At 37.9% G+C, this 26,145-nt stretch carries 25 protein-coding genes; 21 read left to right on the plus strand and 4 right to left on the minus strand.

Annotation, left to right across the window (positions count from 1 at the left end; all coding sequences use genetic code 11):
* The first annotated feature begins 124 nt into the window (after positions 1-124).
* From H4J39_RS10560 to H4J39_RS10570, 3 genes are all read left to right on the plus strand, one after another.
* Positions 125-1,258, plus strand: a complete 1,134-nt coding sequence (locus H4J39_RS10560; protein WP_182228075.1) for a porin — start codon at positions 125-127, stop codon at positions 1,256-1,258.
* A 10-nt stretch (positions 1,259-1,268) separates the two neighbouring features.
* A complete protein-coding gene (locus H4J39_RS10565; protein ID WP_259368810.1) occupies positions 1,269-1,685 on the plus strand; it encodes a phosphate ABC transporter substrate-binding protein in 417 nt (138 codons plus the stop codon).
* A gap of 94 nt (positions 1,686-1,779) precedes the next feature.
* Entirely contained in the window at positions 1,780-3,720 is a 1,941-nt protein-coding gene (locus H4J39_RS10570) for an ATP-dependent DNA helicase RecQ (RefSeq protein ID WP_182228079.1), read from the plus strand.
* 82 nt (positions 3,721-3,802) lie between these two features.
* Here H4J39_RS10570 and H4J39_RS10575 read toward each other — a convergent pair whose 3' ends face one another.
* Together H4J39_RS10575 and ygfZ are read right to left on the minus strand one after the other, a co-directional pair.
* Positions 3,803-4,294, minus strand: a complete 492-nt coding sequence (locus H4J39_RS10575; protein WP_182228081.1) for a peptidylprolyl isomerase — start codon at positions 4,292-4,294, stop codon at positions 3,803-3,805.
* Positions 4,295-4,330: 36 nt separating this feature from the next.
* On the minus strand, positions 4,331-5,317 hold the full coding sequence (gene ygfZ, locus H4J39_RS10580) for a tRNA-modifying protein YgfZ (RefSeq protein WP_182228083.1): 987 nt from the start codon (positions 5,315-5,317) through the stop codon (positions 4,331-4,333).
* A 171-nt stretch (positions 5,318-5,488) separates the two neighbouring features.
* On the opposite strand from ygfZ, the gene H4J39_RS10585 reads away from it, so the two are divergent.
* Positions 5,489-5,740 carry a succinate dehydrogenase assembly factor 2 gene (locus tag H4J39_RS10585; RefSeq protein WP_182177078.1) on the plus strand — a complete coding sequence of 84 codons (252 nt, stop codon included), beginning with the start codon at positions 5,489-5,491 and terminating at the stop codon, positions 5,738-5,740.
* Between the two features lie 37 nt (positions 5,741-5,777).
* A complete protein-coding gene (locus tag H4J39_RS10590) occupies positions 5,778-6,080 on the plus strand; it encodes a hypothetical protein (protein WP_182228085.1) in 303 nt (100 codons plus the stop codon).
* Positions 6,081-6,089: 9 nt separating this feature from the next.
* Here H4J39_RS10590 and nadB read toward each other — a convergent pair whose 3' ends face one another.
* On the minus strand, positions 6,090-7,688 hold the full coding sequence (gene nadB / locus H4J39_RS10595; RefSeq protein ID WP_182228086.1) for an L-aspartate oxidase: 1,599 nt from the start codon (positions 7,686-7,688) through the stop codon (positions 6,090-6,092).
* 239 nt (positions 7,689-7,927) lie between these two features.
* Here nadB and rpoE point away from each other — a divergent pair, with 239 nt between their 5' ends.
* The 16 genes from rpoE to H4J39_RS10675 all read left to right on the plus strand — a co-directional run bounded on the left by rpoE (position 7,928) and on the right by H4J39_RS10675 (position 23,131).
* The gene (rpoE, locus tag H4J39_RS10600) at positions 7,928-8,506 is read left to right on the plus strand and encodes an RNA polymerase sigma factor RpoE (RefSeq protein ID WP_182177075.1); all 579 of its coding nucleotides are present in this window, start codon (positions 7,928-7,930) and stop codon (positions 8,504-8,506) included.
* Between the two features lie 82 nt (positions 8,507-8,588).
* Complete coding sequence (locus H4J39_RS10605; protein WP_182223637.1) at positions 8,589-9,212, plus strand: sigma-E factor negative regulatory protein; 624 nt, start codon at positions 8,589-8,591, stop codon at positions 9,210-9,212.
* Positions 9,209-10,168 (plus strand): MucB/RseB C-terminal domain-containing protein, encoded by a 960-nt coding sequence (locus H4J39_RS10610; protein WP_182228088.1) that lies wholly within the window; start codon positions 9,209-9,211, stop codon positions 10,166-10,168. Before H4J39_RS10605 ends, H4J39_RS10610 begins: the two co-directional genes overlap by 4 nt.
* Entirely contained in the window at positions 10,165-10,674 is a 510-nt protein-coding gene (locus H4J39_RS10615; protein WP_182228090.1) for a SoxR reducing system RseC family protein, read from the plus strand. The genes H4J39_RS10610 and H4J39_RS10615 overlap by 4 nt, the downstream gene beginning before the upstream one ends.
* Positions 10,675-10,931: 257 nt before the next feature.
* Entirely contained in the window at positions 10,932-12,722 is a 1,791-nt protein-coding gene (gene lepA, locus H4J39_RS10620; RefSeq protein ID WP_182228092.1) for a translation elongation factor 4, read from the plus strand.
* A gap of 10 nt (positions 12,723-12,732) precedes the next feature.
* Positions 12,733-13,653, plus strand: a complete 921-nt coding sequence (gene lepB / locus H4J39_RS10625) for a signal peptidase I (RefSeq protein WP_182228094.1) — start codon at positions 12,733-12,735, stop codon at positions 13,651-13,653.
* Entirely contained in the window at positions 13,653-14,345 is a 693-nt protein-coding gene (gene rnc / locus H4J39_RS10630; RefSeq protein ID WP_182228096.1) for a ribonuclease III, read from the plus strand. The genes lepB and rnc overlap by 1 nt, the downstream gene beginning before the upstream one ends.
* Positions 14,346-14,360: 15 nt before the next feature.
* Positions 14,361-15,272, plus strand: a complete 912-nt coding sequence (gene era / locus H4J39_RS10635) for a GTPase Era (protein ID WP_182228098.1) — start codon at positions 14,361-14,363, stop codon at positions 15,270-15,272.
* Positions 15,273-15,302: 30 nt separating this feature from the next.
* The gene (gene recO, locus H4J39_RS10640; protein WP_182228100.1) at positions 15,303-15,989 is read left to right on the plus strand and encodes a DNA repair protein RecO; all 687 of its coding nucleotides are present in this window, start codon (positions 15,303-15,305) and stop codon (positions 15,987-15,989) included.
* A gap of 18 nt (positions 15,990-16,007) precedes the next feature.
* Positions 16,008-16,739 (plus strand): pyridoxine 5'-phosphate synthase, encoded by a 732-nt coding sequence (gene pdxJ, locus H4J39_RS10645; RefSeq protein WP_182228102.1) that lies wholly within the window; start codon positions 16,008-16,010, stop codon positions 16,737-16,739.
* Between the two features lie 114 nt (positions 16,740-16,853).
* On the plus strand, positions 16,854-17,234 hold the full coding sequence (gene acpS, locus H4J39_RS10650) for a holo-ACP synthase (protein ID WP_182228104.1): 381 nt from the start codon (positions 16,854-16,856) through the stop codon (positions 17,232-17,234).
* Between the two features lie 87 nt (positions 17,235-17,321).
* Positions 17,322-17,597 carry a hypothetical protein gene (locus H4J39_RS10655; protein ID WP_310649740.1) on the plus strand — a complete coding sequence of 92 codons (276 nt, stop codon included), beginning with the start codon at positions 17,322-17,324 and terminating at the stop codon, positions 17,595-17,597.
* Positions 17,598-17,913: 316 nt separating this feature from the next.
* Entirely contained in the window at positions 17,914-19,860 is a 1,947-nt protein-coding gene (acs, locus tag H4J39_RS10660; protein ID WP_182228106.1) for an acetate--CoA ligase, read from the plus strand.
* Between the two features lie 436 nt (positions 19,861-20,296).
* Positions 20,297-21,394, plus strand: a complete 1,098-nt coding sequence (locus H4J39_RS10665) for a 3-deoxy-7-phosphoheptulonate synthase (RefSeq protein WP_182228108.1) — start codon at positions 20,297-20,299, stop codon at positions 21,392-21,394.
* Positions 21,395-21,438: 44 nt separating this feature from the next.
* Positions 21,439-22,578: a bifunctional chorismate mutase/prephenate dehydrogenase gene (gene tyrA, locus H4J39_RS10670; protein WP_182228110.1), complete on the plus strand. Its 1,140-nt coding sequence runs from the start codon at positions 21,439-21,441 to the stop codon at positions 22,576-22,578.
* A 76-nt stretch (positions 22,579-22,654) separates the two neighbouring features.
* Positions 22,655-23,131: a thioredoxin family protein gene (locus tag H4J39_RS10675; RefSeq protein WP_182228112.1), complete on the plus strand. Its 477-nt coding sequence runs from the start codon at positions 22,655-22,657 to the stop codon at positions 23,129-23,131.
* A 93-nt stretch (positions 23,132-23,224) separates the two neighbouring features.
* Here the strand turns inward: H4J39_RS10675 and barA are convergent, their stop codons facing one another.
* Complete coding sequence (gene barA / locus H4J39_RS10680; protein WP_182228114.1) at positions 23,225-26,050, minus strand: two-component sensor histidine kinase BarA; 2,826 nt, start codon at positions 26,048-26,050, stop codon at positions 23,225-23,227.
* Positions 26,051-26,145 lie beyond the last annotated feature (95 nt).

A 26,145-nucleotide genomic window follows, 5' to 3' on the forward strand; every position in this document is an offset into this window, starting at 1 on the left:
TGCTTTTGATCTCTGACACTTTTTCTAATATTCATCTATACTTCATTGGGTTAGCTTCTATTAAAGCAACTTTATTTTAACAATACAGTAAGAATATAAAAATATAAACTCTAAGGTGAATAATATGAAAAGTAAAATAGCGGCACTGGCGATAGCCAGTAGCTTTATTTCTTATGCAGCTCAAGCAGATATTAATTTAAGTGGTTTTGCTTCAATAACAGGTGGTATTACTACATCGAGTGATGAAGAATTGTATGGTTTTAACGATACATTTGACTTTAAAAATGGTTCTTTACTGGCTATTCAAGCATCAAGTAATATAGGTGAAGGTCTTGATGTTACTGCACAAATTGTTTCTCGCGGTGATAATGACTGGGATACCAAATTCGAGTGGGCTTATGTTAGCTATAATGTAAATGATAAACTAAGACTTTTAGCCGGGCGTCAGCGTGCACCTTTGTATATGTACTCAGATTTTTTAGATGTTTCTTATGCGTATCCGTGGATAACACCTCCTCAAGGTGTTTATGATTTAATTTTTAATACCTTTGATGGGATTAGCGCTATATATAGTACGACTATTGGAGAGTTTGACAGTACCTATCATTTCATTGGGGGTAATAATTCCGATGAAATAGAAGCGTTTGGTGAAAAAACAAAGCCTAAGATGGATAATTTATTAGGGGGCGCTGCTACCTTTAACAGAGAGTGGCTAACTTTAAGAGCGGCTTATTTTATGGCTGACGTATCAATACCCCTAACAGACTTAGACGCACTTGCAAATGGCTGGGATTCTTTTGGTTATTCAGCCTACGGAGATAACACCAGAATTCGTGAAAATGAAGGTACTTTTTGGGAACTTGGTTTTCAAATGGATTTTGACGACATTATCGTTATAGGTGAATACACTAACCTTGAAATAGATAACTCGGTATTAGGTGATGAAGAATCTTATTATGTGATGTTAGGTAAACGTTTTGACCGTTACCTAGTGCATATTACTTACGGTGTTGATGAAACGACCGTGGATGATTTTACCCGTGGTTTACCTGCTGGTACGCCACTTGATGCTTTAAAATTACCTACACAAAGCGCCATAAATAGCCAAAAAAATGACTCAAGTTATGTGACCCTTGGTTTACGTTGGGACTTTCATAGCTCAGCATCATTAAAGTTTGAATATACCAGTCATAGTGATGACATTGACAGCAATTATGATGCTGGCTTATTCCGTACTTCACTTGTAACTGTTTTTTAGGAGATTGATGATGAAATACATAAAAATCACTGCGATCTTACTTTCAATAGGCTTTAGTTTAACGGCTTCTGCAGATATTGCTGTTATTGTTAATCCGGCTAATTCTAGTGCGCTTACCGATAGAGACATCTCTCGTATTTTTTTAGGTAAAAATAAGACATTCGCTAACGGTGCTTCTGTCATGGCAGCAAATTTAAAGGATGAAAGTGCGGCTCGAGAAGAGTTTGAAAGTAAAGTGTTGAAAAAGACTAGCTACCAAGTTAAATCTTATTGGGCTAAGCAAATTTTTTCTGGTAAGGCCAAACCTTTAGCAGAATTTGACAACGATGCTGAGGTTTTAAGTTTTGTTGCGGCTAACCCTGATGCCATTGGTTATATTGATGCTGCAAAAGTTAGTGATAAAGTTAAAGTGATTAAAACCTTTTAAATAACTCTGGTATTATAAAACGAGTATCAACAGTTATTTTCAATTGACTGTTGGTACTCGTTTTTTTAATTCATTTATTTAATAGGTATTTCTTGTGTCATCTCTTGTTAACTCACTCAAGCAAATCTTTGGCTTTGATGCCTTTCGTGATGGGCAGCAACAAACGATTGAACAGCTCCTCAATGGCCAATCTTCTCTCGCAATATTTCCGACTGGCTCAGGTAAATCGTTATGCTATCAGTTAGCGGCTATAGAACTTCCTCACTTAACTATTGTTGTTTCTCCTTTGCTGGCGCTAATGAAAGACCAATTAGCCTTTTTAGAGACGAAAGGCATAGCGGCGGCGAGTATTGATTCAACATTAACGCCTGTACAAAATCAGCAAGTGATGGCGGATACTCGCAGCGGTAAAATAAAGATTCTTATGGTGTCGGTTGAACGTTTTAAAAATGAACGTTTTCGCCAATTTATTGATTCCGTTAATGTTTCAATGTTGGTTGTCGATGAAGCGCATTGTATCTCTGAATGGGGTCATAACTTTCGGCCCGATTATTTAAAACTACCTAACTATCGCCAAGAACTGAATATTCCGCTGGTACTTTTATTAACCGCTACAGCGACAAAAAAAGTAAAAAAGGACATGGCATCTAAATTCGACATTTTACCCGAGCATATTGTGCAAACGGGCTTTTATCGAAACAATTTAGATTTAACAGTGTTAGCGGTTTCAAGCAAAGATAAAAATCAACAATTGCTAACGAACATCAACGCGCAAACCGGTTGTGGTATCGTTTATGTGACTCTACAACAAAGCGCTGAGTATGTAGCAAGCTTTTTGTCACAGCAAGGTTTGAATGCTCAACCTTATCACGCTGGATTTATTAGCGAAAAACGGCAGAAGATCCAAGAAGATTTTATGTCGGGAAAAGTACAAATAATCGTGGCGACTATTGCTTTTGGCATGGGTATAGATAAAGCAGATATCCGCTTTGTTATTCATTATGACTTACCAAAATCAATTGAAAATTACAGTCAGGAAATTGGCCGTGCAGGTCGTGATGGTTTAGCGTCAAATTGCATTACATTGGCTAATTTAGACGGGTTAAATACTGTTGAAAATTTTGTTTTTGGTGACACACCTGAACTGAGTGGTATCGAATGTGTTATACACAATATTCAACAAGAATGCCTCAATGATCGCTGGGAATTACAAGGCTTGTCGTTGTCAAATACCAGTAATATTCGCCAATTACCGATGAGAACATTACTTGTTCAGTTAGAGCTACAGGGCGTTATTAAACCCTTGTTTTCATACTTTGCTGATTTCAAATATAAATTTACCACCAATAAAGACGATGTATTAAATTGTTTTGAAGGTGAGCGCAAAGACTTCCTTGCGACTATTTTTAGCTACAGTGGCTTTAAGAAAGTATGGGGAGAGCCAGATTTTGATGCGTTATTTCAGCATTATGGCTGTGACCGTGGTCGAGTGATTGTTGCTTTGGAATACCTACAAGAGAAACAATTGATCACCTTGGAAACAAAAAAAATCACTGAAGTATTTAGTGTCAATAAAAGGTTATTGTCGGCTGAGAACCTTGCTAAGTCATTACATGATTATTTTGTTGATAAAGAAGAAAAAGAAATAAAACGTATTGCGACACTGGTGCGCTTCTTTGAATTAGCGTCTTGCCTGAGTCGAAATTTATCCTTGTACTTTAATGATAAAAACACCCCTGAAAATTGTGGGCATTGTTCTGTATGCCGAGGAAACTTTGCTAAGCTAAGCTACTCACAAAGAAGTACTTTGCCGGATGACGCCGCGATAGTTGACATGCTAACGACACTTATCGAACATATGTCGACCAAGCACAAAGGTGTATTATCTTTAGAAACGATGTGCCGATTTTTAACCGGATTAACCGTGCCGCTTTTTAGCCGTAATAAAATAAAACAGTTACCTGGCTTTGGCTGTTGCGAAAATATTCGTTATCAAGAAGTGCGTGAAAAAGTTATCAGTGTCATGAAGAATTAGCGGCAAATAATTAATGAAAAAAGCGAAATATAATGTACTTATATTTCGCTTTTTTATTTTTCGAACTCATTATTTATGGTGATTAGTCGTGGCTGTGGCCACAACCGCCTTCACCATGGACGTGTCCATGTTTCAATTCATCTTCTGTAGCATCACGGACTTCTAAAATTTCAACATCAAACTTTAAATCAATACCCGCTAATGGATGGTTTCCGTCAACGGTTATTTCATCATCTGTTACATCAATAACAATAACAGTTTGCTCGCCATCGTCGGTTGTAGCGCGTAGTTGTGAACCAACCGCTAAATCTTCAACGCTTTCAAACATACTTTTGGGTACGGTTTGCACAAACTCATCATGGCGATCACCATAAGCATTTTCAGCACTTACTGAGACTTCGAATTTATCATCAACAACATGATCCGTTAAGGCATCTTCTAAGCCTGGAATGAGATAACCTGTACCGTGAATAATAGATAAAGGGCTGTGGTCATAAGAGCTGTCGATGAGTGTATCTTCGCTGTCTGATACGGCGTAGTGTAAAACGACAACTTTATTTTCTGAAATTTTCATTATATATCCTAAATTTTAAATAAATATAACTAGCGACTATTCCGCTAATTTATAGGGTAATTCAACCAAGCTTAGAGCAGAGTTTTCATGGTTTTTAATTCGTAAGTTTGTGGTGCTATCGATATCGCTGGCTAAAACAGCCTGCAGATAATAAATACCATCACCACTGATATAACTGGCTAGAAGGTCACCTGCTTTACGCCAGTTTTCACCTAACTGCTGCTCAATAATATCACCTGCTTGCAAGGTTATTAACTCATTATTGGCTGAAGGGCTTTTTAACGAAAATAACGCGCGTTTGTTTTTCCCTAAATATTGCATACGCGCAACAGTTTCTTGTCCTAAGTAACAGCCTTTAGTAAAACTTATGCCGTGAATCGCTTGTAAGTTCAACATTTGAGGTACATATGAAGAAACTGTTTCTGGAGCGAGTAAAGGAAAACCTTCGTTAATTTCGATTAAATTCCACAGCGCTTGTGGGTAAATCGCTAATGAAAAGTCACTGATTATTTTCTCTGCAATCTTCGCTTCATCAATAATAAGATAACGTTTTAGCTTGCCCGCTAAATACACAATCGTGGTACTGCCAACTTGCAAAACGGGGGTTAAGCTATTAGGTAATTCAACAAATTGCTGATGCAAAATTTCAGTTGCGTTTTTTCCGGCAATCGCATAAAACGCTAAATCTGCTGTTTGCTCAATAGTGACTTTGGCAAATACGCCGAATTTTTTCAATTCAACGAGTGACTTACTAATACTTGCTGTCGGTTGCAATAATAAATGTGTTTGTTGACGATTAATTAAACGAAAAACAGAAAGTACCTTTCCTTTAGCGTCACAATGACCCCCTAGTAATAAGTTATCATCTGCAAGCGTGTTTACATCACAAGTGACTTGTCCTTGTAAATATTTACTTTGTTCTGCTCCATGTAAAGCAATTGCACCATATTCAGCTAAACTAATGGCACAAGCATCAGGGAGGTTATCGTAACTAGGTAGGGTATTTTCAACAGAGGTTGTCATAATTAAGTTAGCATTGTTGTTTTATTGTTAGGTTAAATAATGAGGACTTTCTTGGAAAATTCAAGGTGCTGGTGAGATTCGTTAGTTTATTTCTCTGGATCGGATAAACAATTTTGTAATGGCAAATGACTTTGCTAGAATAAGTACAGATTTTATTTTACAGGGTGTTGTATGTCACTAACCGATAATAAACCGCGTTTAAGATGGGCTTGCCGTCGTGGAATGCTTGAATTAGATATACTTTTTATGCCTTTCGTTGAAGAGGCTTATGACTTGCTGTCAGAAAAAGACAAGCAAACTTTTGAACGTTTATTAGAAGAGCAAGATCCTGAGTTATTTGCTTGGTTTATGGGGCATAAGGTCTGTGAAGACAAAGAACTTAACGCCATGGTGCAACACATCCTCAAGCGAGTTAAAGTTTAATATAGATGTTATAGATACGTATAATAAAATAAACTTTATGCGTATTATTTATACCCAACCCGCTAGTTTTACCCTTAATATAAGGGGGGAGTGTCAGTTTTCGGTTGACGATAAAAGGCAATTAAGTCCGGAAAGTCGAATAGGTTTTTGGGGGTGTTGGTTGGTCTTTGAAAGTCGTTCATCTGAAAATGCTTATCTGCTTCAACAATCACCCTTAAAAAGGTGGCTAGTAAAACTAAGCTTACCCAGCTATTTTATTACTCAAAAGAGTTTGTCAGCCAAGCAATATGCAAGATTATGCCGCGTTATTATTAAGTTAAGCAATAACGCGGATAGCTAATACCTGATATTAGGGGGTTAAAATGGTTGAGGTCGCTGCTTCACTTAATTCAGGATAGTCGAGTGTGTAATGTAAGCCACGGCTTTCTTTACGTTCCATTGCACACCGAATAATTAATTCAGCAACTTGTACTAAATTTCTTAATTCTAATAAATTATTACTGACCCGAAAATTTTGATAATAATCATCGATTTCTCTCTGTAATAATTCAACACGGTGCAAGGCTCTTTCTAAACGTTTTGTTGTTCTAACAATTCCGACATAGTCCCACATAAATAATCGTAGTTCATGCCAGTTATGCTGTATAACAACTTCTTCGTCGGAGTTTGTTACACGACTTTCGTCCCAGGCGGGTAAAACGACAATACTTTGCTTAAGATCTATTTTCTGTTCGATATCTAAAGCGGCGGCGCGGGCAAAGACTAAACATTCTAATAATGAATTACTTGCCATGCGATTAGCACCGTGTAAACCGGTATAAGCAACTTCCCCAATAGCATATAAGCTATCGATATCCGTTTTCCCTTGCTTGTTGATCATCACACCACCACAAGTGTAATGGGCAGCAGGTACAACGGGCATAGGCTGTTTGGTAATGTCGATACCTAAAGATTGAGTTTTCTCGTAAATATTAGGAAAATGTTGTTTAATAAAATCAACAGATTTGTGGCTAATATCTAGATACATGCAATCAGCGCCAAGGCGCTTCATTTCAAAATCAATGGCGCGGGCAACGATATCACGCGGGGCAAGTTCAGCTCGTTCATCGAAACTTGGCATAAATCGACTACCGTCAGGACGGCGTAAAATAGCACCTTCACCACGTAATGCTTCCGTTAATAAAAAGTTTCCAGCATCAGGATGAAATAAACAAGTGGGGTGGAATTGATTAAACTCCATATTAGCGACACGACAACCTGCTCGCCACGCCATCGCTATCCCGTCACCACTGGCAACATCTGGGTTTGAAGTATATTGATAAACCTTACTTGCGCCACCTGTTGCTAAAATTGTTTTCTTAGCAAAAATACGCTCAACACATTCATTATTTCGGTTCCAGATATAAGCACCAATACATCGCTTTTGTTGATTGTTGCCATCAGTTGGTGGCTCACAGACTAGATCAACAGCATTGTAACGTTCAAAAATTCTAATACGCGGATGATTTTTAACTTGATCAACTAATGTGGTTTGAATGGCTTGACCGGTAGCGTCAGCAGAATGAAGAATTCTGCGATGACTGTGCCCACCTTCACGGGTTAAGTGATAACGTAATTCACCTTGTTCATCTTCTTCTTGGTCAAAGTTAACACCTTGGCCAATAAGCCATTCTAAACATGCACGGGCATTTTCAGCGGTATACTGCACTATGTCTTGGTCGCATAAACCAGCACCAGCAATTAACGTGTCGCTAACATGAGCTGCCACACTATCATTTTCATCAAAAACAGCAGCGATACCACCTTGTGCGTAAAAGGTGGAGCCTTCATTAACTAACGCCTTGCTCAATACAATAATATCGGCATTATTCGCTAAATGTAACGCAAGTGTTAAACCCGCGGCACCACTACCAATAATTAATACGTCGCAGTTGTGTTGTTTGTTCATAAAGTTTTGATTTTGATGTATTCTATATATATAGCAGGAATCTTAACGGTTATTCACCTGTGGGAACAGATAAAACGGGCTGTATTTCGAAAAATAAATAAATTCTTATCGTTTTATGAATTATTTTGATCTTTTTTCGAACTTTTTCAAATAAGTGCAGTCCTACTTGATGTGTTTGCCATGAGCCAAATGTTGAACCGGATTTTAGAAGTAAGTGATAATTAGGAGTATTGGCTCAAATGAGCGAAATAAACGTTGACCAAAAACTGGTTGAACGAGTACAGCGCGGAGATAAGGCTGCTTTTAACCTTTTGGTGACAAAGTATCAGCATAAAGTAGCAAATTTAGTGTCGCGTTATGTAAAGAATCACAGTGATGTACCGGATATAGTTCAAGAAGCATTTATTAAAGCTTATAGAGCTTTACCTAACTTCAGAGGGGACAGTGCTTTTTATACCTGGCTTTATCGAATAGCCGTTAATTGCGCAAAAAACCATATGGTTGCTAGCAATCGAAAACCACCAGGTTCTGATATAGAAGTTGAGGATGCAGAAATTTATGACTCAGGTGAAGCTTTACGAGAAAACGCTTCTCCTGAAAAGTTATTATTAACCAATGAAATCAAAAAAGTTATTTTTGATACCATTGAACAGTTACCCAATGATTTGCGCACAGCAATTAACCTTCGAGAGCTAGAAGGGTTAAGTTATGAAGAAATAGCACATATCATGGATTGTCCGGTTGGGACTGTGCGTTCGAGAATATTTAGAGCTCGAGACGCGGTAGATAAAAAAATTAGGCCACTACTACAAAACTAGTTATTAACGTTAGCTTTGTTGTATTAAAGATAAAATTAATTTAATTCACACGAATGTTAGTGTTAATTTTTAAGGTGTATATATGAGTGAAAATAAGTTTGAGACAGTGTCGTCTTGTGTTGATGATTTTCAACATGATGACAACGCGTTTGATGATATTATCAACGATGAACATTTGTCGACTACTTGGGATCGTTATCATTTAATTGGAGATGTATTACGCAACGACACTCCAGATGTTTTACAACTCGATTTGTCTGCAGAAATAGCACAAGCTATTGCAGCAGAGCCAACCATTTTAGCGCCGAAAAATAATAACGTTTTCGCGTTGAAATTAAAGGCAAAAGTTGTCGCGTTTGCGAAACCTTTTGGCCAACTAGCGATTGCCGCTTCAGCTGCAGGTTTAATGGTTTTAGGTGTACAAAGTAATGTTGCTCAAAATAATGAAACTATTTTACCGAGCCAAATAGTAAAAACTATTCCTATGGCTGGCACTGCTGAACCGGTAAGCCTTAACTTTCAAGAGCCTGATAGGGCTTCACAGAAACAAGCTTTTATTGATCAACAGCGTCGTTTTCATGCTTTATTTTCTGATCATCAGCAACAGGTTAAATTAAGTTCATTGGCTGTTAATGATACTAACACTGATGATCAAAATGAAACTCATTCTATTGTTGATAAAAAGGTAAATGAAAGTAATAAATGAAATTATTAAGTTATGTTTTACTACTGTTAAGTATAAGCTTTTCAGCGATTGGTGAAGAAAGTGAGCCAGCAAAAGCTTGGCTTGAACGTTTATCTAACGCATTAAATAAACTGAATTTTAGTACTTCTTTTGTTGTCGTCAAAAACAATCAAGCACAGCCATATCATTGGTTTCATGGTGTAGATGATACCGGCACTGAACTCGAAATACTTTCTCTACTCAATGGCCCGCGTCGCGATATTCTTCGTAAAGGCAATACCGTTAGTTACATTGAGCCAGAGCTTCCTCCTTATTCGGTTACCTCTCAACAAATTAGTGGGCCTATTCCTGCTATTTTAGCGGGCGATATTTCTCAGTTAGAAAACATATATGATTTTATTTCTGTTGGCCGCAGCCGAGTTTTAGGTCGACCCGCACAACTGATCAGAATAGAAGCAAAAAATGCTCATCGTTATGCTTATTGGCTTTGGTTAGATCAGCAATCGAGCATGCTATTAAAATTGTCTATTGTTACTAAACAAGGGCAACAATTAGAGCAAATTCAATTCACACATTTAGAGATAACGGATAAGCCATCTGAAAGTGTATTACAGTTAAATGAAACTGAACTGCCAGTCTTAGTTGATATTCCGCAAGAGTATCAACATCAAGAGTTGCAATGGGATGTTAATTGGTTACCGGAAGGTTTTACTCAAATTAATGCTAATCGCCATAAAATATCACTCACGAAACAGCCTGTTGAGTTTATGCTATTGAGTGACGGTCTTGTCGATATTTCAATTTACGTTAATGGTAGTCAAGAAAAGCAACGTAATGCTGATTTCGCTATGGACGGAGCAACGTTGGCATTGAACCAAGTGAATGAAGGGATTGAAGTCAGTGTTGTTGGAAAAATTCCTTCTACAACGGCAAAAGCTATTGCAGACTCTATTACGATAAAACCACCAAAACCATGATTGAAGAGAATGCTACTGTTGTTTCAATAGATTCAGCGGAAAATGAAAGCGCTGATCGAACCGTTAAAAGTAAAGTCACGGTTGAAAGCCAAATAAAATCAAGTTGCAGTGGCTGTAAACAAGTTGATAACTGCGGAAGCGGGCAGGTGGCTAAAGCTTTTCCACAACCCAGACTTAGATTAGAACTAGAGACAAATTTACCGGTAAAAATTGGCGATACAGTCGTTTTAGGTTTATCGGATAAACATTTATTATTAACCGCTTGGCAAGTATATTTATGGCCTTTGCTCGGGTTAGTTATAGCATCTTCCCTTGGGCAATGGTTTGTTGAAAATGAAATATTCGCTCACGAATTACTGGCGATAGCATTAGGTGCTTTCGGTGGTTACATCGGCTTTTCTTTAGCAAAATATCAGCAAAAGCGTGGTAAATATTGTAATTTATTAATCCCAAGCATTCTTCGAATAAATCATTCATCAATAAATATTGTCGAAATTACTGACTAAAACGAGTGTATTTGTTCTAGCCAAATGTGTAAGGCGATAAAGGGGACTCTCTCGTTAATTAATGTCGACAATACGATCGTTATTCTCTTCAATTACTGCCGAGTATTTATGCCTTTAACGACAGGCTGAAAGCCGTATCTTGAAATGGAACGAGCATATACACAAGTTAACACAACATAAAGATAGCCGCAGAGCGCTAAATTAGATAAAATCGCGCCACTATTGAATTAACCACAGCATTATTTGAACTTCCATTTATGAAAAATATACGTAACTTTTCAATTATCGCCCATATCGATCACGGTAAATCTACACTTTCTGATCGCTTGATCCAACATTGTGGTGGCTTACAAGAACGTGAAATGGAAGCACAAGTCCTAGACTCAATGGACATTGAGCGTGAACGTGGCATTACCATTAAAGCGCAAAGTGTTACGCTTGATTACAAAGCTAAAAATGGTGAAACTTATCAGCTTAACTTTATCGACACGCCTGGCCATGTTGATTTCTCTTACGAAGTTTCGCGCTCATTAGCTTCTTGTGAAGGTGCCTTACTTGTTGTTGATGCTGGTCAAGGCGTTGAAGCACAGACGGTTGCCAACTGTTATACCGCGCTTGAAATGGAGCTAGAAGTTATTCCAATTTTGAATAAAATTGATTTACCACAAGCTGATCCTGATCGCGTGAGTGAAGAAATTGAAGACATTATTGGTATTGATGCTACGGGTGCTGTGCAGTGTTCTGCAAAAACAGGCATCGGCATTGAAGATGTTTTAGAAACTATTGTTGCAAATATTCCTGCGCCAACAGGAGATCCTGCGGGTAACTTACAGGCGTTGATCATTGATTCATGGTTTGATAATTACCAAGGTGTTGTTTCGCTCGTTCGTGTTATGAACGGTGAAGTCAAAAAAGGCGACAAAATGGTGGTGATGTCTACAGGGCAAACACACCAAATTGATAAAGTCGGTATATTTACACCTAAGCAAAAAGAAACTGGTATTTTGAGAACGGGTGAAGTTGGTTTTATTATTGCCGGAATTAAAGAAATTCATGGCGCGCCAGTCGGTGATACCATTACGCTTTTTAAGAAAGAAGCGGATAAGCCTTTAGCGGGTTTCAAAAAAGTTCAGCCACAAGTTTATGCGGGTATTTTCCCAATAAGCTCAGATGATTATGAAAATTTTCGCGATGCTTTGAACAAACTAAGCTTGAATGATGCGTCGTTGTTCTTTGAACCAGAGAACTCATCAGCACTTGGCTTTGGTTTCCGTATTGGTTTCCTTGGTATGTTGCATATGGAAATTGTTCAAGAGCGTTTAGCTCGTGAATATGATCTTGACCTTATTACTACAGCACCTACGGTTAACTATGAAATTGCTTGTACCAATGGCGATATCGTCTCTATCGATAACCCCGGTGATTTACCGGCAATCAACAGTATTGATGAAATCAGAGAACCTATCGTTGAAGCCAATATCTTGGTACCACAAGAACATTTAGGTAATGTTATTACTTTATGTATCGAAAAACGTGGTGTACAAAAAGATATTATCTATCACGGCAATCAAGTGGCCGTGAGATATGAGTTACCGATGGCTGAAGTTGTTATGGACTTCTTTGATAAATTAAAATCAACGAGTCGCGGTTATGCTTCTCTTGATTATAATTTTGTACGATTCCAAGCTGCTGATATGGTGCGCGTTGATGTAATGATTAACGGCGACCGTGTTGATGCCTTAGCGATGATAACCCACAGAGCTAACTCAGTGTCACGTGGCCGTATGCTCGTTGATAAATTAAAAGAACTTATTCATCGTCAAATGTTTGATATTGCCATTCAAGCCGCGATTGGTAATAACGTCATTGCCCGTACAACGGTTAAGCAATTACGAAAAAATGTAACGGCTAAATGTTATGGTGGCGATATTTCTCGTAAGAAAAAGTTACTGCAGAAACAGAAAGACGGTAAAAAACGGATGAAGCAAGTGGGTAACGTTGAAGTGCCTCAAGAAGCGTTTTTAGCGGTACTTAAATTAGAAAGTTAGTAAGGAAATTATGGCTGTTTATTTTTCAATATTCCTGGTTATTATTACTGGAATCACTGGCATTGTATGGTTAGCAGATAAGTTTTATCTAGCGCCACAGCGCCAATTAAAATTAGCGAACGCTCAAGCGCAATGCCAAGAAGCATTGCCAGATGACGTTGCCGCTAAATTAGCAGAGCCTTCAACGATTGTTGATACTGCTGTGCAAATATTTCCGGTTATAGCCTTTGTTTTGATTTTGCGTTCATTCTTATGGGAACCGTTTCAAATACCGTCTGGTTCTATGATGCCAACGCTATTAGATGGCGACTTTATTTTAGTTAATAAATTTAACTATGGTTTACGTGATCCTGTAGTACGTAATAAATTTATTGAAATAGGTTTACCTGAACGCGGCGATGTTGTTGTTTTTAAATATCCAGAAGATCCAAAAATTGACTATATAAAGCGTGTTATTGGTTTACCGGGCGATAGAATTATTTATCGTAATAAATCAATCTATATCAAACCTGCCTGTCAAGAAAGTGATGCTAAATGTCCAGACTTTGAACAAGTAGTGAATACTTTTAAAAAAGAAACTGAGTCACCAGATGGTTCGTATGGGCTTAGTCGTTATACAGCTGATATGCCAAACAAAAGCCATGATATTTTAATTGATAACCAAATATTGCCGCGTACTCAATATTATTATAAGCAAGCAGGTACACAGCAAGATGAATTTGTAGTACCCGCGGGTCATTATTATGTGATGGGTGACAATCGCGATAATAGTCTTGATGGACGCTTTTGGGGTTTTGTGCCAGAAGAAAATCTTGTTGGCGAAGCAATCGCTATTTGGATGAGTTTTGACTTTGATCGCGATCAAAGCAGTTTTTTACCTAAATGGGTGCCAACTAATGTGCGCTTCTCACGTTTAGGCTGGATTAATTAATGGTTAAAAGCTCAGCAATCGCAATCACAAGACTCAGTAAAAATTTAGGGTATACCTTCAACAATACCGACTTATTATTGCAAGCGTTAACGCATCGCAGTGCAAAAGGTACGCACAATGAACGTTTAGAGTTTTTGGGTGATTCTATCCTTGGCTTTGTTATTGCTGAAGTGCTTTATCAGCAATTTCCTTCTCATGATGAAGGTGATCTGACTCGCATGCGTTCTAGTCTTGTTCGTGGCGTAACATTAGCCGAAATTGGACGAGGCTTTAATTTAGGTGAATACTTAATTTTAGGTCCTGGTGAATTAAAGAGTGGAGGACACCGCCGAGACTCAATTTTAGAAGATGCCGTTGAAGCTATTATTGGTGCTGTATATTTAGATTCAGATAACGATACCGCTAAAGCGTTAGTGCTGAGTTGGTTTGCTGAACGTTTAGATATCATTAAGCCGGGTAACGAGCAAAAAGACCCTAAAACACGGTTACAGGAATACTTACAAGCACGGAAAATTGCCTTACCACTTTATGAAGTTATTCATACAAGTGGGCAGTCTCACAACCAGCAATTTACTGTGCGATGCACAACTAGTGTGATAAATACTGAAGTTATCACTAAAGGCACTAGCCGCCGAAAAGCCGAACAAGCCGCAGCGCAACAAGTACTCGCGCTCATTTTTGATAAAAAATAACTCAGCGAAATCATCATGACAAGTGAAAATAAACATTGTGGCTTAATTGCTATTGTTGGTCGTCCTAATGTTGGTAAATCAACATTGCTTAACAGCTTGTTAGGTCAAAAAATTAGTATTACCTCACGTAAACCACAAACGACTCGCCATCGAATTTTAGGTATTTTAACCGAAAAAAATAAGCAAGCGGTATTAGTTGATACTCCTGGGTTACATTCAGACGAAAAACGCGCGATTAATCGTTTAATGAACCGTGCAGCCAGCAGTTCAATTGCCGAAGTTGAATTAGTTGTGTTTCTTGTTGAAGGGACACATTGGACAACTGATGACGAACTTGTACTCAGTAAAATCAAAAAATCAGGCGCTCGTTGTATTTTAGTTATTAATAAAATAGATAACGTGCAAGATAAAGAATCGTTGTTACCCCACTTGCAAAAATTAGGCGAGAAGCACAACTTTAGTGATATCGTCCCTATATCTGCAGCGAAAGGTGATAACGTCGATACTATTCGTCAGCTTTGCCTTGACTCACTTCCTGAAGGTGACTTTTGGTTTCCGGATGACTACGTTACTGATCGCTCGAGTCGATTTATGGCATCTGAAATCATTCGTGAGAAACTTATTCGTTTCACGGGTGATGAACTGCCTTATTCAACAACGGTTGAAGTTGAACAATTTAAAATGGACGAAAAAGGTATTATCCATATCAATGCGCTTATTTTAGTGGAACGAAAAAGCCAAAAGCGTATGGTTATAGGTAACGGAGGAGAGCGACTTAAAACAATTGGTCAAGAAGCTCGTCGTGATATGGAAGCACTTTTTGAACAGAAAGTTTTTCTCGAAACCTGGGTAAAAGTGAAATCAGGTTGGGCAGATGATGAACGTGCTTTACGTAGCTTGGGTTATGGGGATGAATACTCTGGCTAGTTGCTAACCTGCCTTTTTGGACCCAAAATAATGGAAGAATTTGAGCAAAGCGCATTTTTATTACATTCACGGCCCTATCGTGAAAATCAAATATTGCTTGAATTCTTAACATCCCATCAAGGGAAAATCTCTGCAATTTCTTACTTAGGTAAGTCGTTAAAATCCAATAAAAAAGCTTTACTGCAACCTTTCTCTCCACTAAAAATTGTATTGAAAGGGCAAGGTAATCTCAAGTATTTACAGCGGGTTGAACCAGAAAGAAAATCATATCAACTCAGCGGTAATTACCTCTACAGTGGTTTCTACCTTAACGAGCTACAAGTGCGTTTATTGGGAGAACATATTCCCTACGATGAACTCTATTGCCAATATCAAGAAAGTATTTCACAACTATCTGAACAACGTCCCATTGAATTTATATTGAGACACTTCGAAAATAGATTATTAGAAGAATTAGGAATGACTATTGATTATTCACCACTATTTTCAGAAAATAACAGTCATTACCATTACCTTCCAGAGAAGGGGTTTGTGCCTGCAATCACTAAGCTGGTGCAAACGGGTTATAATTCAATGCATTTAAAAGCGATTGCACAAGAAGATTTATCATCTAAAGAAGTCATGCAAACGTATAAAGGATTGATGCGGCAAATTATTAACCATTTACTCGATGGTAAACCGTTAAATAGCCGAAAATTATTTACAAAAAATTCATAAATTTAAGAGATAAATACAATGAGCGAACTTTTATTAGGCGTAAATGTTGACCATATTGCTACCTTACGAGAAGTGAGGGGCACAAATTACCCTGATCCTGTTTATGCTGCATCAGTTGCAGAGCATGCTGGGGCTGATGGTATTACGGTACATTTACGTGAAGACCGTCGTCATATCCAAGACAGAGATATTCACGTGCTAAAGCAAACTTTGCATACACGCATGAATTTAGAAATGGCAGTCACTGATGAAATGTTAGCAATTGCTTGTGAAGTTAAGCCGGTATTTTGTTGTCTTGTTCCTGAAAAACGTGAAGAACTTACAACTGAAGGTGGCTTAGATGTCGTGGCTAATTTAGATAAAATTACCCGTGCAGTTACTCAATTATCTGCTGCAGGTATTGAAACAAGTTTATTTATCGATGCAGATAAAAATCAAATCGATGCAGCTATTGCAAGTAAAGCCCCTTATATTGAAATTCATACTGGACATTATGCTGATGCTGAAAATGAACAAGATCAAAAAATTGAACTGATCCGTTTAATTGAAGGCATTAAATATGCGCATGCCAATGGTTTAAAAGTCAATGCTGGACATGGTTTAAACTATTTTAATGTAAAGCCTATTGCGGCCATCGAAGAGATCATAGAGCTAAATATTGGCCATGCTATTATTGCGCGAGCCGTTATTGACGGACTAGATAGAGCTGTTCGTGATATGAAACAGTTGATGCTAGAAGCTCGAAGTTAACGTTAAGTATATCGAAGGCAGGATGTGTCACATTGCTGCCTTCTTCAATGTAGCTAAGTATCTGTAAATGTTAATACGGCGCTTACAAGAGAGCTTTAAGAAAAGAGATTCATTATGTCTGTTGTCGGTATAGGTACTGATATTATTGAAATAAGCCGTATAGAAAATATGGCAATTAACGTACGGGACCGTTTAGCGCTTCGCGTACTTACGCCGGTAGAGTATGAAAAATATCAATCATTAAAAAATCCAGTTTTTTATTTAGCAAAGCGCTGGGCAGGAAAAGAAGCTGCATCAAAAGCCTTAGGCACGGGGATAGCCAATGGTGTCTCATTTCAACATTTTGAAATAAAATCATTAGCATCAGGCCAGCCTCAACTGCATTTATATGATCGAGCAGAAGTACTAGCTACAGAATTAGGCGCTAAAAATTGGCATATATCACTTTCTGATGAAGCGTTGTTTGCAACAGCGTTTGTGGTACTTTCTACTTAGTTAAATAATAAAAGTCCCTTGGTGAGCAATTTGTTCTATACTGAAAGTAGGTGTGATAAGTGTTTGAGCCTATATTACTAGAATGTAGTGAGTATTTACTTAATTGGCGGGCATGTTATGCGTTTACAAAAACAACCCTTTACTGAGAGAAGAAAAGAGCCTCCTGAACATTCAGTTTGGTGGAAAAAGTTATCACTCGCTCAAAAGTTTTCTGCGGGTAGCTTAGGTAAGTTTGGTTATGAATTACTGTTTATACGTAATGAAGAGGGACGTAGTATTGCTGTGCTATCGAATAATAACGGCACCGTTATTATAACAGAAGATGGCGAAATTAACGGTTCACCAGAAATTACTATTCGTTAACTCATAATCGCTACCGGTTATATTGTTATAACAAAGTGCAAATTTTTTTGCTTTTTTTTAGCTGATAAATGACAGCGTTGTCATTGATTGTCTTCAGTGTTAATGTATTGCAAGGACAACAATTTATTCCAGCTTAATGTTAAATTAATCAGTCGTATTCGACTTTAGTTGAGTAGTCGCACTAATTAACTTCCTATATGATGTTGTCCACTGTTTTAAAAATAAAACTCAAAATCTATTACCGCTTATATGGATTTTAAGACCATTTAAGCAATAATAATATTAGCAACGTCAAGTCAGCAATGAAGGACTCAACATGAACGAATTGAAAAGCTGTTATCCAGTTTTAGAGCAAGCCAAGGCACATACACATATCGATAGTGCAACCTATGATGCGATGTATAAGCAATCAATTGAGCAACCGGATATATTCTGGGCTGAACAAGCTGATAAATTTCTTGATTGGTATAAACCGTGGGATAGTGTCAGTGATGTTGACTTGAAAACGGCTGATATTAAGTGGTTTTCTGGTGGCAAATTAAACGTAAGTTATAACTGTATTGACCGTCACTTAGCGACTAAAGCAAACGACACTGCCATTATTTGGGAAGGCGATGATCCCAGCGAAGACAAAAAAATTACGTACCAAGAATTACATGATCATGTCTGTCGTTTTGCAAACTTACTAAAAGCACGAGGCGTTAAAAAAGGCGATCGTGTTTGTATATATATGCCGATGATCCCTGAAGTTGGTTATGCAATGCTAGCGTGTGCTCGAATTGGAGCAGTACATTCGGTTGTTTTTGGTGGTTTTTCAACTGAAGCCATTCGTTCTCGTGTTGCCGATGCAGATTGCCAAGTGGTTATCACCGCTGATGAAAGTTTTCGTGGTGGACGTGTTATTCCTTTAAAAGTAAACGTTGATGACGCTGTTGCAGAATGCCCTAATGTACATACCGTTATTGTTGTTGCCCGAACAGGTGGTGATGTTGCTTGGAATGACAAGATTGATGTTAATTATGAAGAAGAAGCTGCCAAGCAATTAGCCGTTTGTGAACCGGAAGTGATGGACGCAGAAGACCCATTGTTTATCCTTTACACCTCTGGCTCTACAGGCACGCCAAAAGGTGTTTTACATACTTGTGGTGGTTACTCTCTTTATGCTGCGATGACTCATAAATATGTTTTTGATTATAAAGATGGTGAGATTTATTGGTGTACCGCAGATGCTGGCTGGATAACCGGCCACTCTTATATTTTCTATGGCCCATTAGCTAATGGTGCCACGACACTGGTTTTTGAAGGCGTCCCAACATATCCTGATGCCGGACGATTTTGGCAGGTTTGTGAAAAACATAAAGTAAATATCTTCTACACTGCACCTACCGCTATTCGTGCTTTAATGAGCGTTGGTGATGATTTAGTTCACCAATCAGACCTTTCATCGTTACGTATATTAGGTACTGTTGGCGAACCTATTAATCCTGAAGCTTGGCATTGGTATTATGAAATTGTTGGTAAATCTAATTGTCCAATTGTTGATACTTGGTGGCAAACAGAAACGGGTGGCATCTTAATTACTTCATTACCTGGTGCGGTTGATATGAAACCGGGTGCAGCCGGTAAGCCATTTTTTGGCGTACAGCCGGCACTGTTTGATAAAGAAGGAAATACCCTCGAAGGTGCTGATCAAGGTTTGTTAATGATAACAGGCAGTTGGCCTGGTCAGCTACGGACCGTTTATGGTGATCATGACCGTTTCTATCAAACCTATTTAAGCCAGTATCCAGGTAATTATTTTACCGGTGATGGCGCGCGTCGTGATGAAGACGGGTTCTACTGGATTACGGGGCGTGTTGATGATGTACTTAACGTTTCGGGTCATCGCTTAGGCACTGCTGAAATCGAAAGTGCATTAGTACTTCATCCTGCTGTTGCAGAAGCTGCTGTTGTGGGTTATCCACATGAAATTAAAGGGCAAGGCGTTTATGCTTACGTCACTTTAATGGGCAATGCGAGCGAGTCTGCAGAGTTACTTAAAGAACTAACAGAATTTGTTGCTAAAGAGCTAGGTCGTTTTGCTAAACCAGATTACATTCAGTATGCACCGGGTTTACCAAAAACACGATCGGGTAAAATTATGCGCCGTATCTTACGTAAAATTGCTGAAAATGATATTGATACTCTTGGTGATACGTCAACATTAGCAGACCCAGCGGTAGTTGATCATTTAATCAGTAACCGAATTGTTCATGGTGGCTAAATCATCAATGTAGTCTTTACTGTAAACATAAAAAGCGCCTAAGGGCGCTTTTTATGTTTAGGATGAACGCTATGGTAGCTATTAGCGTTTCTCCGCTGCATTAGTGCGTGCACGTCATTTTCGTACCAGATAATTTATAAGTATCTGCATCTAGGTTGGTAATATTTTTACAAACAGCGATTAGAGGCGGCTTTATGCACAAAAATTAAATAAGCTAGAATAAAAACACTAAAAAACCTGTACCTTCAAAAAAATAATCTGTAAGATATTCTATACAAACAGAGTAAACTTAACTTTACATAATTACAATCGGTAAAATTATTATGCAAATCCAACATAAACGATATTATTACATTCCCTTCTTTTGCTAAGTCACACTTAGTCTTTTGTTCTATATTTACCTTAATAAATAATCTTGCGATAAATGGAAAATACAATGCCTCACTCTTTATCAAGTAAAAACACTCATGTGAAAACACTTAATGATATTCACGTTAATTCTGAAGATGTACTGATCACACCTGATCAGCTTAGAGACGAATTGCCTTTGTCAGAAACCGGGCGGAATTTTGTTAAGGCTGCCCGAAAAGTTATCGCGAATATTATTCATAAAAAAGATCATCGTTTATTAGTCATTTCAGGCCCTTGTTCAGTTCATGACCTTGAAGCTGCTAAAGAGTACGCACAAAAATTAAAAGCGCTTCACGATAAGCATCAAGATAACCTTTATATTGTTATGCGTGTATATTTTGAAAAACCCCGCACAACTGTTGGTTGGAAAGGGTTGATAAACGATCCGCATATGGACGGCACCTTTGATGTTGAAACCGGTTTACGCAAAGCTCGAGAATTATTGATTTATTTAACTGAGTTAGGTCTGCCATTAGCGACCGAAGCACTTGACCCTATTAGCCCCCAATATTTGGCTGAATTATTTAGTTGGTCAGCGATTGGTGCTAGAACAACTGAGTCACAAACGCACAGAGAGATGGCTTCAGGACTCTCTATGCCAATCGGCTTTAAAAATGGCACGAATGGTAGTTTAGATGTTGCTATTAATGCTTTGCAGTCAGCAGCATCTCCACATCGTTTTATGGGGATTAACCGTCAAGGGCAAGTGTCATTGATTAAAACATCAGGCAACCCTGATGGGCATGTTATTTTGCGGGGTGGCAAAAAACCTAATTATGATGTTGTTAATGTCGCGTTGTGTGAGAAAGAATTGAGTGTTCATGGCTTAGAGCCTGGTATCGTTATTGATTGCTCACATGGCAACTCAAGCAAAGATTATCGCCGTCAGCCCTTAGTGGCAGAAAATGTCTTTGATCAAATCGTTGAAGGTAATAAGTCAATAATAGGTATAATGTTAGAAAGTAATATTCATGCGGGTAACCAGAGTACGAGTGGTCCAAAAGAGTTATTGAAATATGGTATTTCAGTCACTGATGCATGTATTGATTTTAACGATACCGCGCTTTTACTAGCCAATGCGACCAATAAACTTAATGATGCCTTAAAAAAACGTTTAATGTAAACCGAAGTGAAGGCAACTGCCACTAAAAGTAAATGAGTAAACCAATGGATAATAAAAGTATAGCTCCTCAGTTAGATCAACTGAGAAATGAAATTGATGAAATAGATACTCAATTAGTCGAGCTATTAGCAAAACGCAGGAGAGTCACGACCAAAGTTGGAGAGCTTAAAAGCAAAGTAGGTATGCCTATTTATGCACCTGAGCGGGAAGCTAAATTGTTATCTATGCGCAGACAACAAGCGATGGAAGCTGGTGTATCTCCTGAATTAATCGAAGATATTTTAAGGCGATTAATGAGTGACTCTTACATTAGCCAAGATGCGAGTGGTTATCAATGTGTTAATACTGAGTGTGGTAAAATTGTTGTTATTGGTGGTAGTGGTCAGTTAGGTAAAGTATTTGTCGACTTATTTGAGCGCTCTGGTTATCAGGTAGAAATACTCGAACAGGAAGATTGGTCAAATAGCGATAATATTCTTGCTGGAGCAGGCGTTGTTATTGTTGCCGTGCCTATTCGGTTAACATCAATGATTATCCAAAAGTTATCTTTTTTATCAAAAACATGTATTTTAGCCGATGTGACCAGCGTAAAAGAAATGCCCCTTTATGAAATGATGAAAGTTCATAAAGGACCTGTTGTTGGCTTACATCCGATGTTTGGACCTGATGTATCAGGGCTAATTAAACAAACCATTATTACTTGTGAAGGGCGCTTACCTGAACAATATAATTGGTTGCTGAAACAATTTCAGGTCTGGGGGGCAAAAATTTACCCCGTAGATGCTTTAGCACACGATCAGGCAATGTCGATGGTGCAAGTGATGCGACATTTTTCAACGATCGCTTATGGTTATCATTTGATGACAGAAGGAGCTGATATTTCACAACTTGTTGAAATGAGTTCGCCTATCTATCGTCTAGAGTTGATTATGGTCGGGCGTTTGTTTGCACAAGACCCTGTGCTTTATACTGATATAATTTTTTCAAATCACGATAATGTCGCGATGATGAAACGTTTCGCTTATCGGTTTTTAGAGCTGTTAGAAGATGTTGAAATGGGTGATAAAGATGCTTTTGTTACTATGTTTTCACAAGTATCTGATTGGTTTGGTGATTATGCCGATATCTTTTTACAAGAAAGCAAAGCCATGTTATTAAAAGCTAACGAATTAAAGAAAGACTAAACGATAGACGTGATACTTAAAACGATTTTGACGTTTACAGTTTTGTATATACTGATATAAACCAACAAGAGTCGCTATGAAAAAATTATTATTAACAATGTTATCAACCGCTTTTATTAGCCTATTATCGTTATCAGCGCAAGCCGATGATTTTGCATTGGGTGTGGTCAGTGAAGCTAAACTGTTGAACGACTTTAGCGTATTTGAGACAAATTTTGAGGCGTTTTCAGTCAGCGAGCAAGAGCAAGAACTTATTGCTCAGTGGCCTAAAACGCTAAAAATAGATATTTATTTTGCGACTTGGTGCCATGACAGTGAGCGGGAAGTGCCTAAATTACTTAAACTATTAAAAGCAAATAAGCATATTAACGCAAGACTTATTGCGCTTGATTATCAAAAAGCAGATCCTCAGCACTTGGCAATAAATAATAATATCAAATACACACCCACTATTATCATTTACCGAGATGAAACTAAAAAAGAGGAATTAGGACGGATCATTGAAAGACCTAATAAAAGTTTAGTTCAAGATATTACTCAGTTACTGCTTTAATCAAATATTCAGTAAATCAGCTAGGTTATAAAAACGGCTAAAGCTATATCAGTTAATGATCATTAACTGATTATCTATAATAATAAAGTGTATCTAGTGCTTGTTCTTCGTTGAATGGCTGAATATTTCAGGCGCTTGATTTATTACATTATCAATATGCTCAAAAAACTCAAAAAACTCAGGCTCTAAGTCATCAATGGTGACATCACTTTTAAGCTCTGTTTCAATCTGATGAACGACACGCCCTAGGCTCGGTACTCCTGAATAACAACAAGCACCATTGAGCTTATGAATGAGTACCTTTAATTGTTCTACATCTTGTGAAGTAAGCGCTTCAGAAATATTCAGTTTAGTTTCAGGTAAGCTTTGCACTAAACCTTTGAGCATTTCTTTGGCGAGCTCTTCTTTATTACCTGCTCGCTTTAATGCTAAAGGCCAGTCAATCACTTTATTATTATGTGTTGACTCAATCGTTAAGTTTTTAGTCTCATTTATGTTTTCATGTAAATGAGTACGCTTCAGGCTGCTATTTTTTATTGTTTTAACATGTGATGGCTGTGTTAAATCACAATATTCATAAATACAATGGCGCAGCATCGCTTCGTCAATGGGTTTCGTCATGTAAGAGTCGAAGCCAAGTTTTAGCAGTTTATCTTTTTCTTCTTTAAGGGCATGAGCCGTTACTGCAATGATTGGAGTGTTGTCATTAAAAGTCATCGCTTTAATACTTTTTAGGGCCGAGATCCCGTCCATTATTGGCATTTGAATATCCATAAATATCATTGAAAACTTTTCATTTTTACAAATATTTACGGCTTCTTGACCATTAACAACGGTAGTTACTTCGGTAACTTGTTCAAGTAAAAGTTCATTAATGAGTTTTAAATTAGCTTCGTTGTCATCAACTGCCAATATTTTTACTGGGATCTTATTGTCTTCAATGGTTGATGTAATGTTATCAAGTAGGTGGTTTTGAGGGAGTAAGACCTTATTTAATCGCTCTGGTGTGATTGGTTTACTTAAACAACTTTTGGCCCCACTCGCAATCAGTGCTTCTTGTAAATTAGGAGAGTTACTGTTTATTGCTAAATGAATTTGAGTCACGCTGGTTGAAAGTGTTGCGATAAGCTCCTTCAACTCTACTAACGCTGTTGGCGTGATATCATGACTAATAAGGGCAAAATCAAAGTGTGACTTTTCGCTGAGCAAATCGCTTACTTGTGCTAAGTTTTGAGCCGGATGAACGTCCAAGTCCCAATCGGTAAGAATTTCACTAGTCGCAATACGACTATGAGTATGAGGTTCAAAATAAAGCACACTTTTTCCAGAAAGCTCATGGTTATCAAAAATATTACCAAGAGAAATAGGGTTAACTTCACAACGAAAAGTAAACCAAAAGGTTGAACCTTGGCCTTGCTCTGTAGAAAAACCCATATTACCGTTCATTTCAGTAACCAAACGCTGAGAAATAACCAAGCCAAGGCCAGTGCCACCATAAAGACGAGTAACACTTTTATCTGCTTGACCAAAAGCGTCAAAAATAGTTTTTTGCTGCTCGTTACTCATACCAATGCCCGTATCTTTTATCGTGACTTTTAAAGTAGCGATATTATTTTCAATACGCTCGCTGTCGACATCTATATCAACAGAGCCTTTGTCGGTGAACTTCATTGCGTTACTGGTTAGATTGATTAATACCTGCTTAATTCTCATCGCATCGCCAATAAGTGCATCAGGTAATTGCGGGTTAACACGTAAAGATAACTCGATATTTTTTTTATGAGAGGTGGGCGCCAATAATGTTAAAGTCTCTTCTACGGCTTCTCGCATTGAAAAAGGAATGTTTTCAATCACCATTTTTCCAGCGTCTAACTTCGAAAAATCTAAAATGTCATTAATAATCGCCAGCAAGTTAGCTGACGAACGCTCAATGGTTTGTAAGTAGTCACGCTGAGTAATGGTTAAAGGTGTCTTTAATACTTGGCGAGTAAAACCAATCACGCCATTAAGTGGTGTGCGAAGTTCATGACTCATATTGGCTAAAAATTCTGATTTAACTTTATTGGCTTCTTGTGCTTTTCGTTTGGCAATATCAAGTTGAACGTTTTGTATTTCAAATTGCTCTAAACTTTCTCGTAAGTCTGTAGTCGCTTGGTCAATACTGCCTTGCATTTCTTCTTGATAATCTCCTAATGACTGAGCCATTGCATTGACACCATTTTTCAAAAAGTTTAACTCACCAATCAATTGTCCGGTTACTCTGCTTTCCAGCTTTCCTTCCCTTATTCGATCAACAGCTTGCACCATAGCGCCTATCGGACGAGTAAAGTTTTTAATAAGCCGATAAGAAAAGAAGGCACTAAAAGCTGTACCAAAAAGTACAATAAGAAAGGAGAATATCATTTGGTCTTGCTGTTTTAACCGAATCTTACTGCTATCAACTTGCATAGCAATGTAGCCGATATTATCTTGAGATGAGGAACGTGTAGCGTCATTAATTAAGGTTTCATTAACTATCGGGCTGTGAAAAATAAAGTCATCACCCGTTTTTGCAAAAATTGTACCATCAGGAATAACTTGCCCAGCTTTAAGACGCAGCAAATTAGCGTCACCGTGATAAGAGCTGGTGACGAAAACTTGGTTATCTTTGGTGAAAACAGCAATACTTTTGATAATAGACGATTGACTACGATGGGTGAAGTTCATCAAATTACGAAGTTGTACACGATCTTTGTTCAACATGGGTAAAGTGCTGGCAATCGCTAAGGGTTCAATAATACTTTGTGAGCGCTGCGTTAAAAAATTATTCAATTCATCATACCGGCTATAGGAAAAATAGCTGGCGATCGAGAAAGCGATCAGCGTGGTTGGCACTATGGTAAGTAAAATTACCCAATCTTTCAGACTTATTTTATGCATTATTTGCTGAACTTTAGTGTAAAATCATGACTTTGAATAACCTTATCATGGCATATCGTCATATAAATTTATAGCACTTAACAGGTATATTTCGT

It is taken from the genome of Colwellia sp. Bg11-12 (genome assembly GCF_014076955.1).
In the GTDB taxonomy this organism is placed as follows: Bacteria; Pseudomonadota; Gammaproteobacteria; order Enterobacterales; family Alteromonadaceae; genus Colwellia_A.

Excerpts from the sequence above, each read along its gene's own strand:
- ygfZ (WP_182228083.1), bottom strand. The coding sequence starts at position 5,317 with ATGACAACCTCTGTTGAAAATACCCTACCTAGTTACGATAACCTCCCT.
- tyrA (WP_182228110.1), top strand. The coding sequence starts at position 21,439 with ATGGATAATAAAAGTATAGCTCCTCAGTTAGATCAACTGAGAAATGAA.
- acs (WP_182228106.1), top strand. The coding sequence starts at position 17,914 with ATGAACGAATTGAAAAGCTGTTATCCAGTTTTAGAGCAAGCCAAGGCA.
- barA (WP_182228114.1), bottom strand. The coding sequence starts at position 26,050 with ATGCATAAAATAAGTCTGAAAGATTGGGTAATTTTACTTACCATAGTG.
- era (WP_182228098.1), top strand. The coding sequence starts at position 14,361 with ATGACAAGTGAAAATAAACATTGTGGCTTAATTGCTATTGTTGGTCGT.
- rnc (WP_182228096.1), top strand. The coding sequence starts at position 13,653 with ATGGTTAAAAGCTCAGCAATCGCAATCACAAGACTCAGTAAAAATTTA.
- H4J39_RS10615 (WP_182228090.1), top strand. The coding sequence starts at position 10,165 with ATGATTGAAGAGAATGCTACTGTTGTTTCAATAGATTCAGCGGAAAAT.
- H4J39_RS10610 (WP_182228088.1), top strand. The coding sequence starts at position 9,209 with ATGAAATTATTAAGTTATGTTTTACTACTGTTAAGTATAAGCTTTTCA.
- H4J39_RS10560 (WP_182228075.1), top strand. The coding sequence starts at position 125 with ATGAAAAGTAAAATAGCGGCACTGGCGATAGCCAGTAGCTTTATTTCT.
- H4J39_RS10585 (WP_182177078.1), top strand. The coding sequence starts at position 5,489 with ATGTCACTAACCGATAATAAACCGCGTTTAAGATGGGCTTGCCGTCGT.
- rpoE (WP_182177075.1), top strand. The coding sequence starts at position 7,928 with ATGAGCGAAATAAACGTTGACCAAAAACTGGTTGAACGAGTACAGCGC.
- lepB (WP_182228094.1), top strand. The coding sequence starts at position 12,733 with ATGGCTGTTTATTTTTCAATATTCCTGGTTATTATTACTGGAATCACT.
- pdxJ (WP_182228102.1), top strand. The coding sequence starts at position 16,008 with ATGAGCGAACTTTTATTAGGCGTAAATGTTGACCATATTGCTACCTTA.
- recO (WP_182228100.1), top strand. The coding sequence starts at position 15,303 with ATGGAAGAATTTGAGCAAAGCGCATTTTTATTACATTCACGGCCCTAT.
- lepA (WP_182228092.1), top strand. The coding sequence starts at position 10,932 with ATGAAAAATATACGTAACTTTTCAATTATCGCCCATATCGATCACGGT.
- H4J39_RS10590 (WP_182228085.1), top strand. The coding sequence starts at position 5,778 with ATGCGTATTATTTATACCCAACCCGCTAGTTTTACCCTTAATATAAGG.
- H4J39_RS10565 (WP_259368810.1), top strand. The coding sequence starts at position 1,269 with ATGAAATACATAAAAATCACTGCGATCTTACTTTCAATAGGCTTTAGT.
- H4J39_RS10575 (WP_182228081.1), bottom strand. The coding sequence starts at position 4,294 with ATGAAAATTTCAGAAAATAAAGTTGTCGTTTTACACTACGCCGTATCA.
- acpS (WP_182228104.1), top strand. The coding sequence starts at position 16,854 with ATGTCTGTTGTCGGTATAGGTACTGATATTATTGAAATAAGCCGTATA.
- H4J39_RS10665 (WP_182228108.1), top strand. The coding sequence starts at position 20,297 with ATGCCTCACTCTTTATCAAGTAAAAACACTCATGTGAAAACACTTAAT.
- H4J39_RS10675 (WP_182228112.1), top strand. The coding sequence starts at position 22,655 with ATGAAAAAATTATTATTAACAATGTTATCAACCGCTTTTATTAGCCTA.
- nadB (WP_182228086.1), bottom strand. The coding sequence starts at position 7,688 with ATGAACAAACAACACAACTGCGACGTATTAATTATTGGTAGTGGTGCC.
- H4J39_RS10605 (WP_182223637.1), top strand. The coding sequence starts at position 8,589 with ATGAGTGAAAATAAGTTTGAGACAGTGTCGTCTTGTGTTGATGATTTT.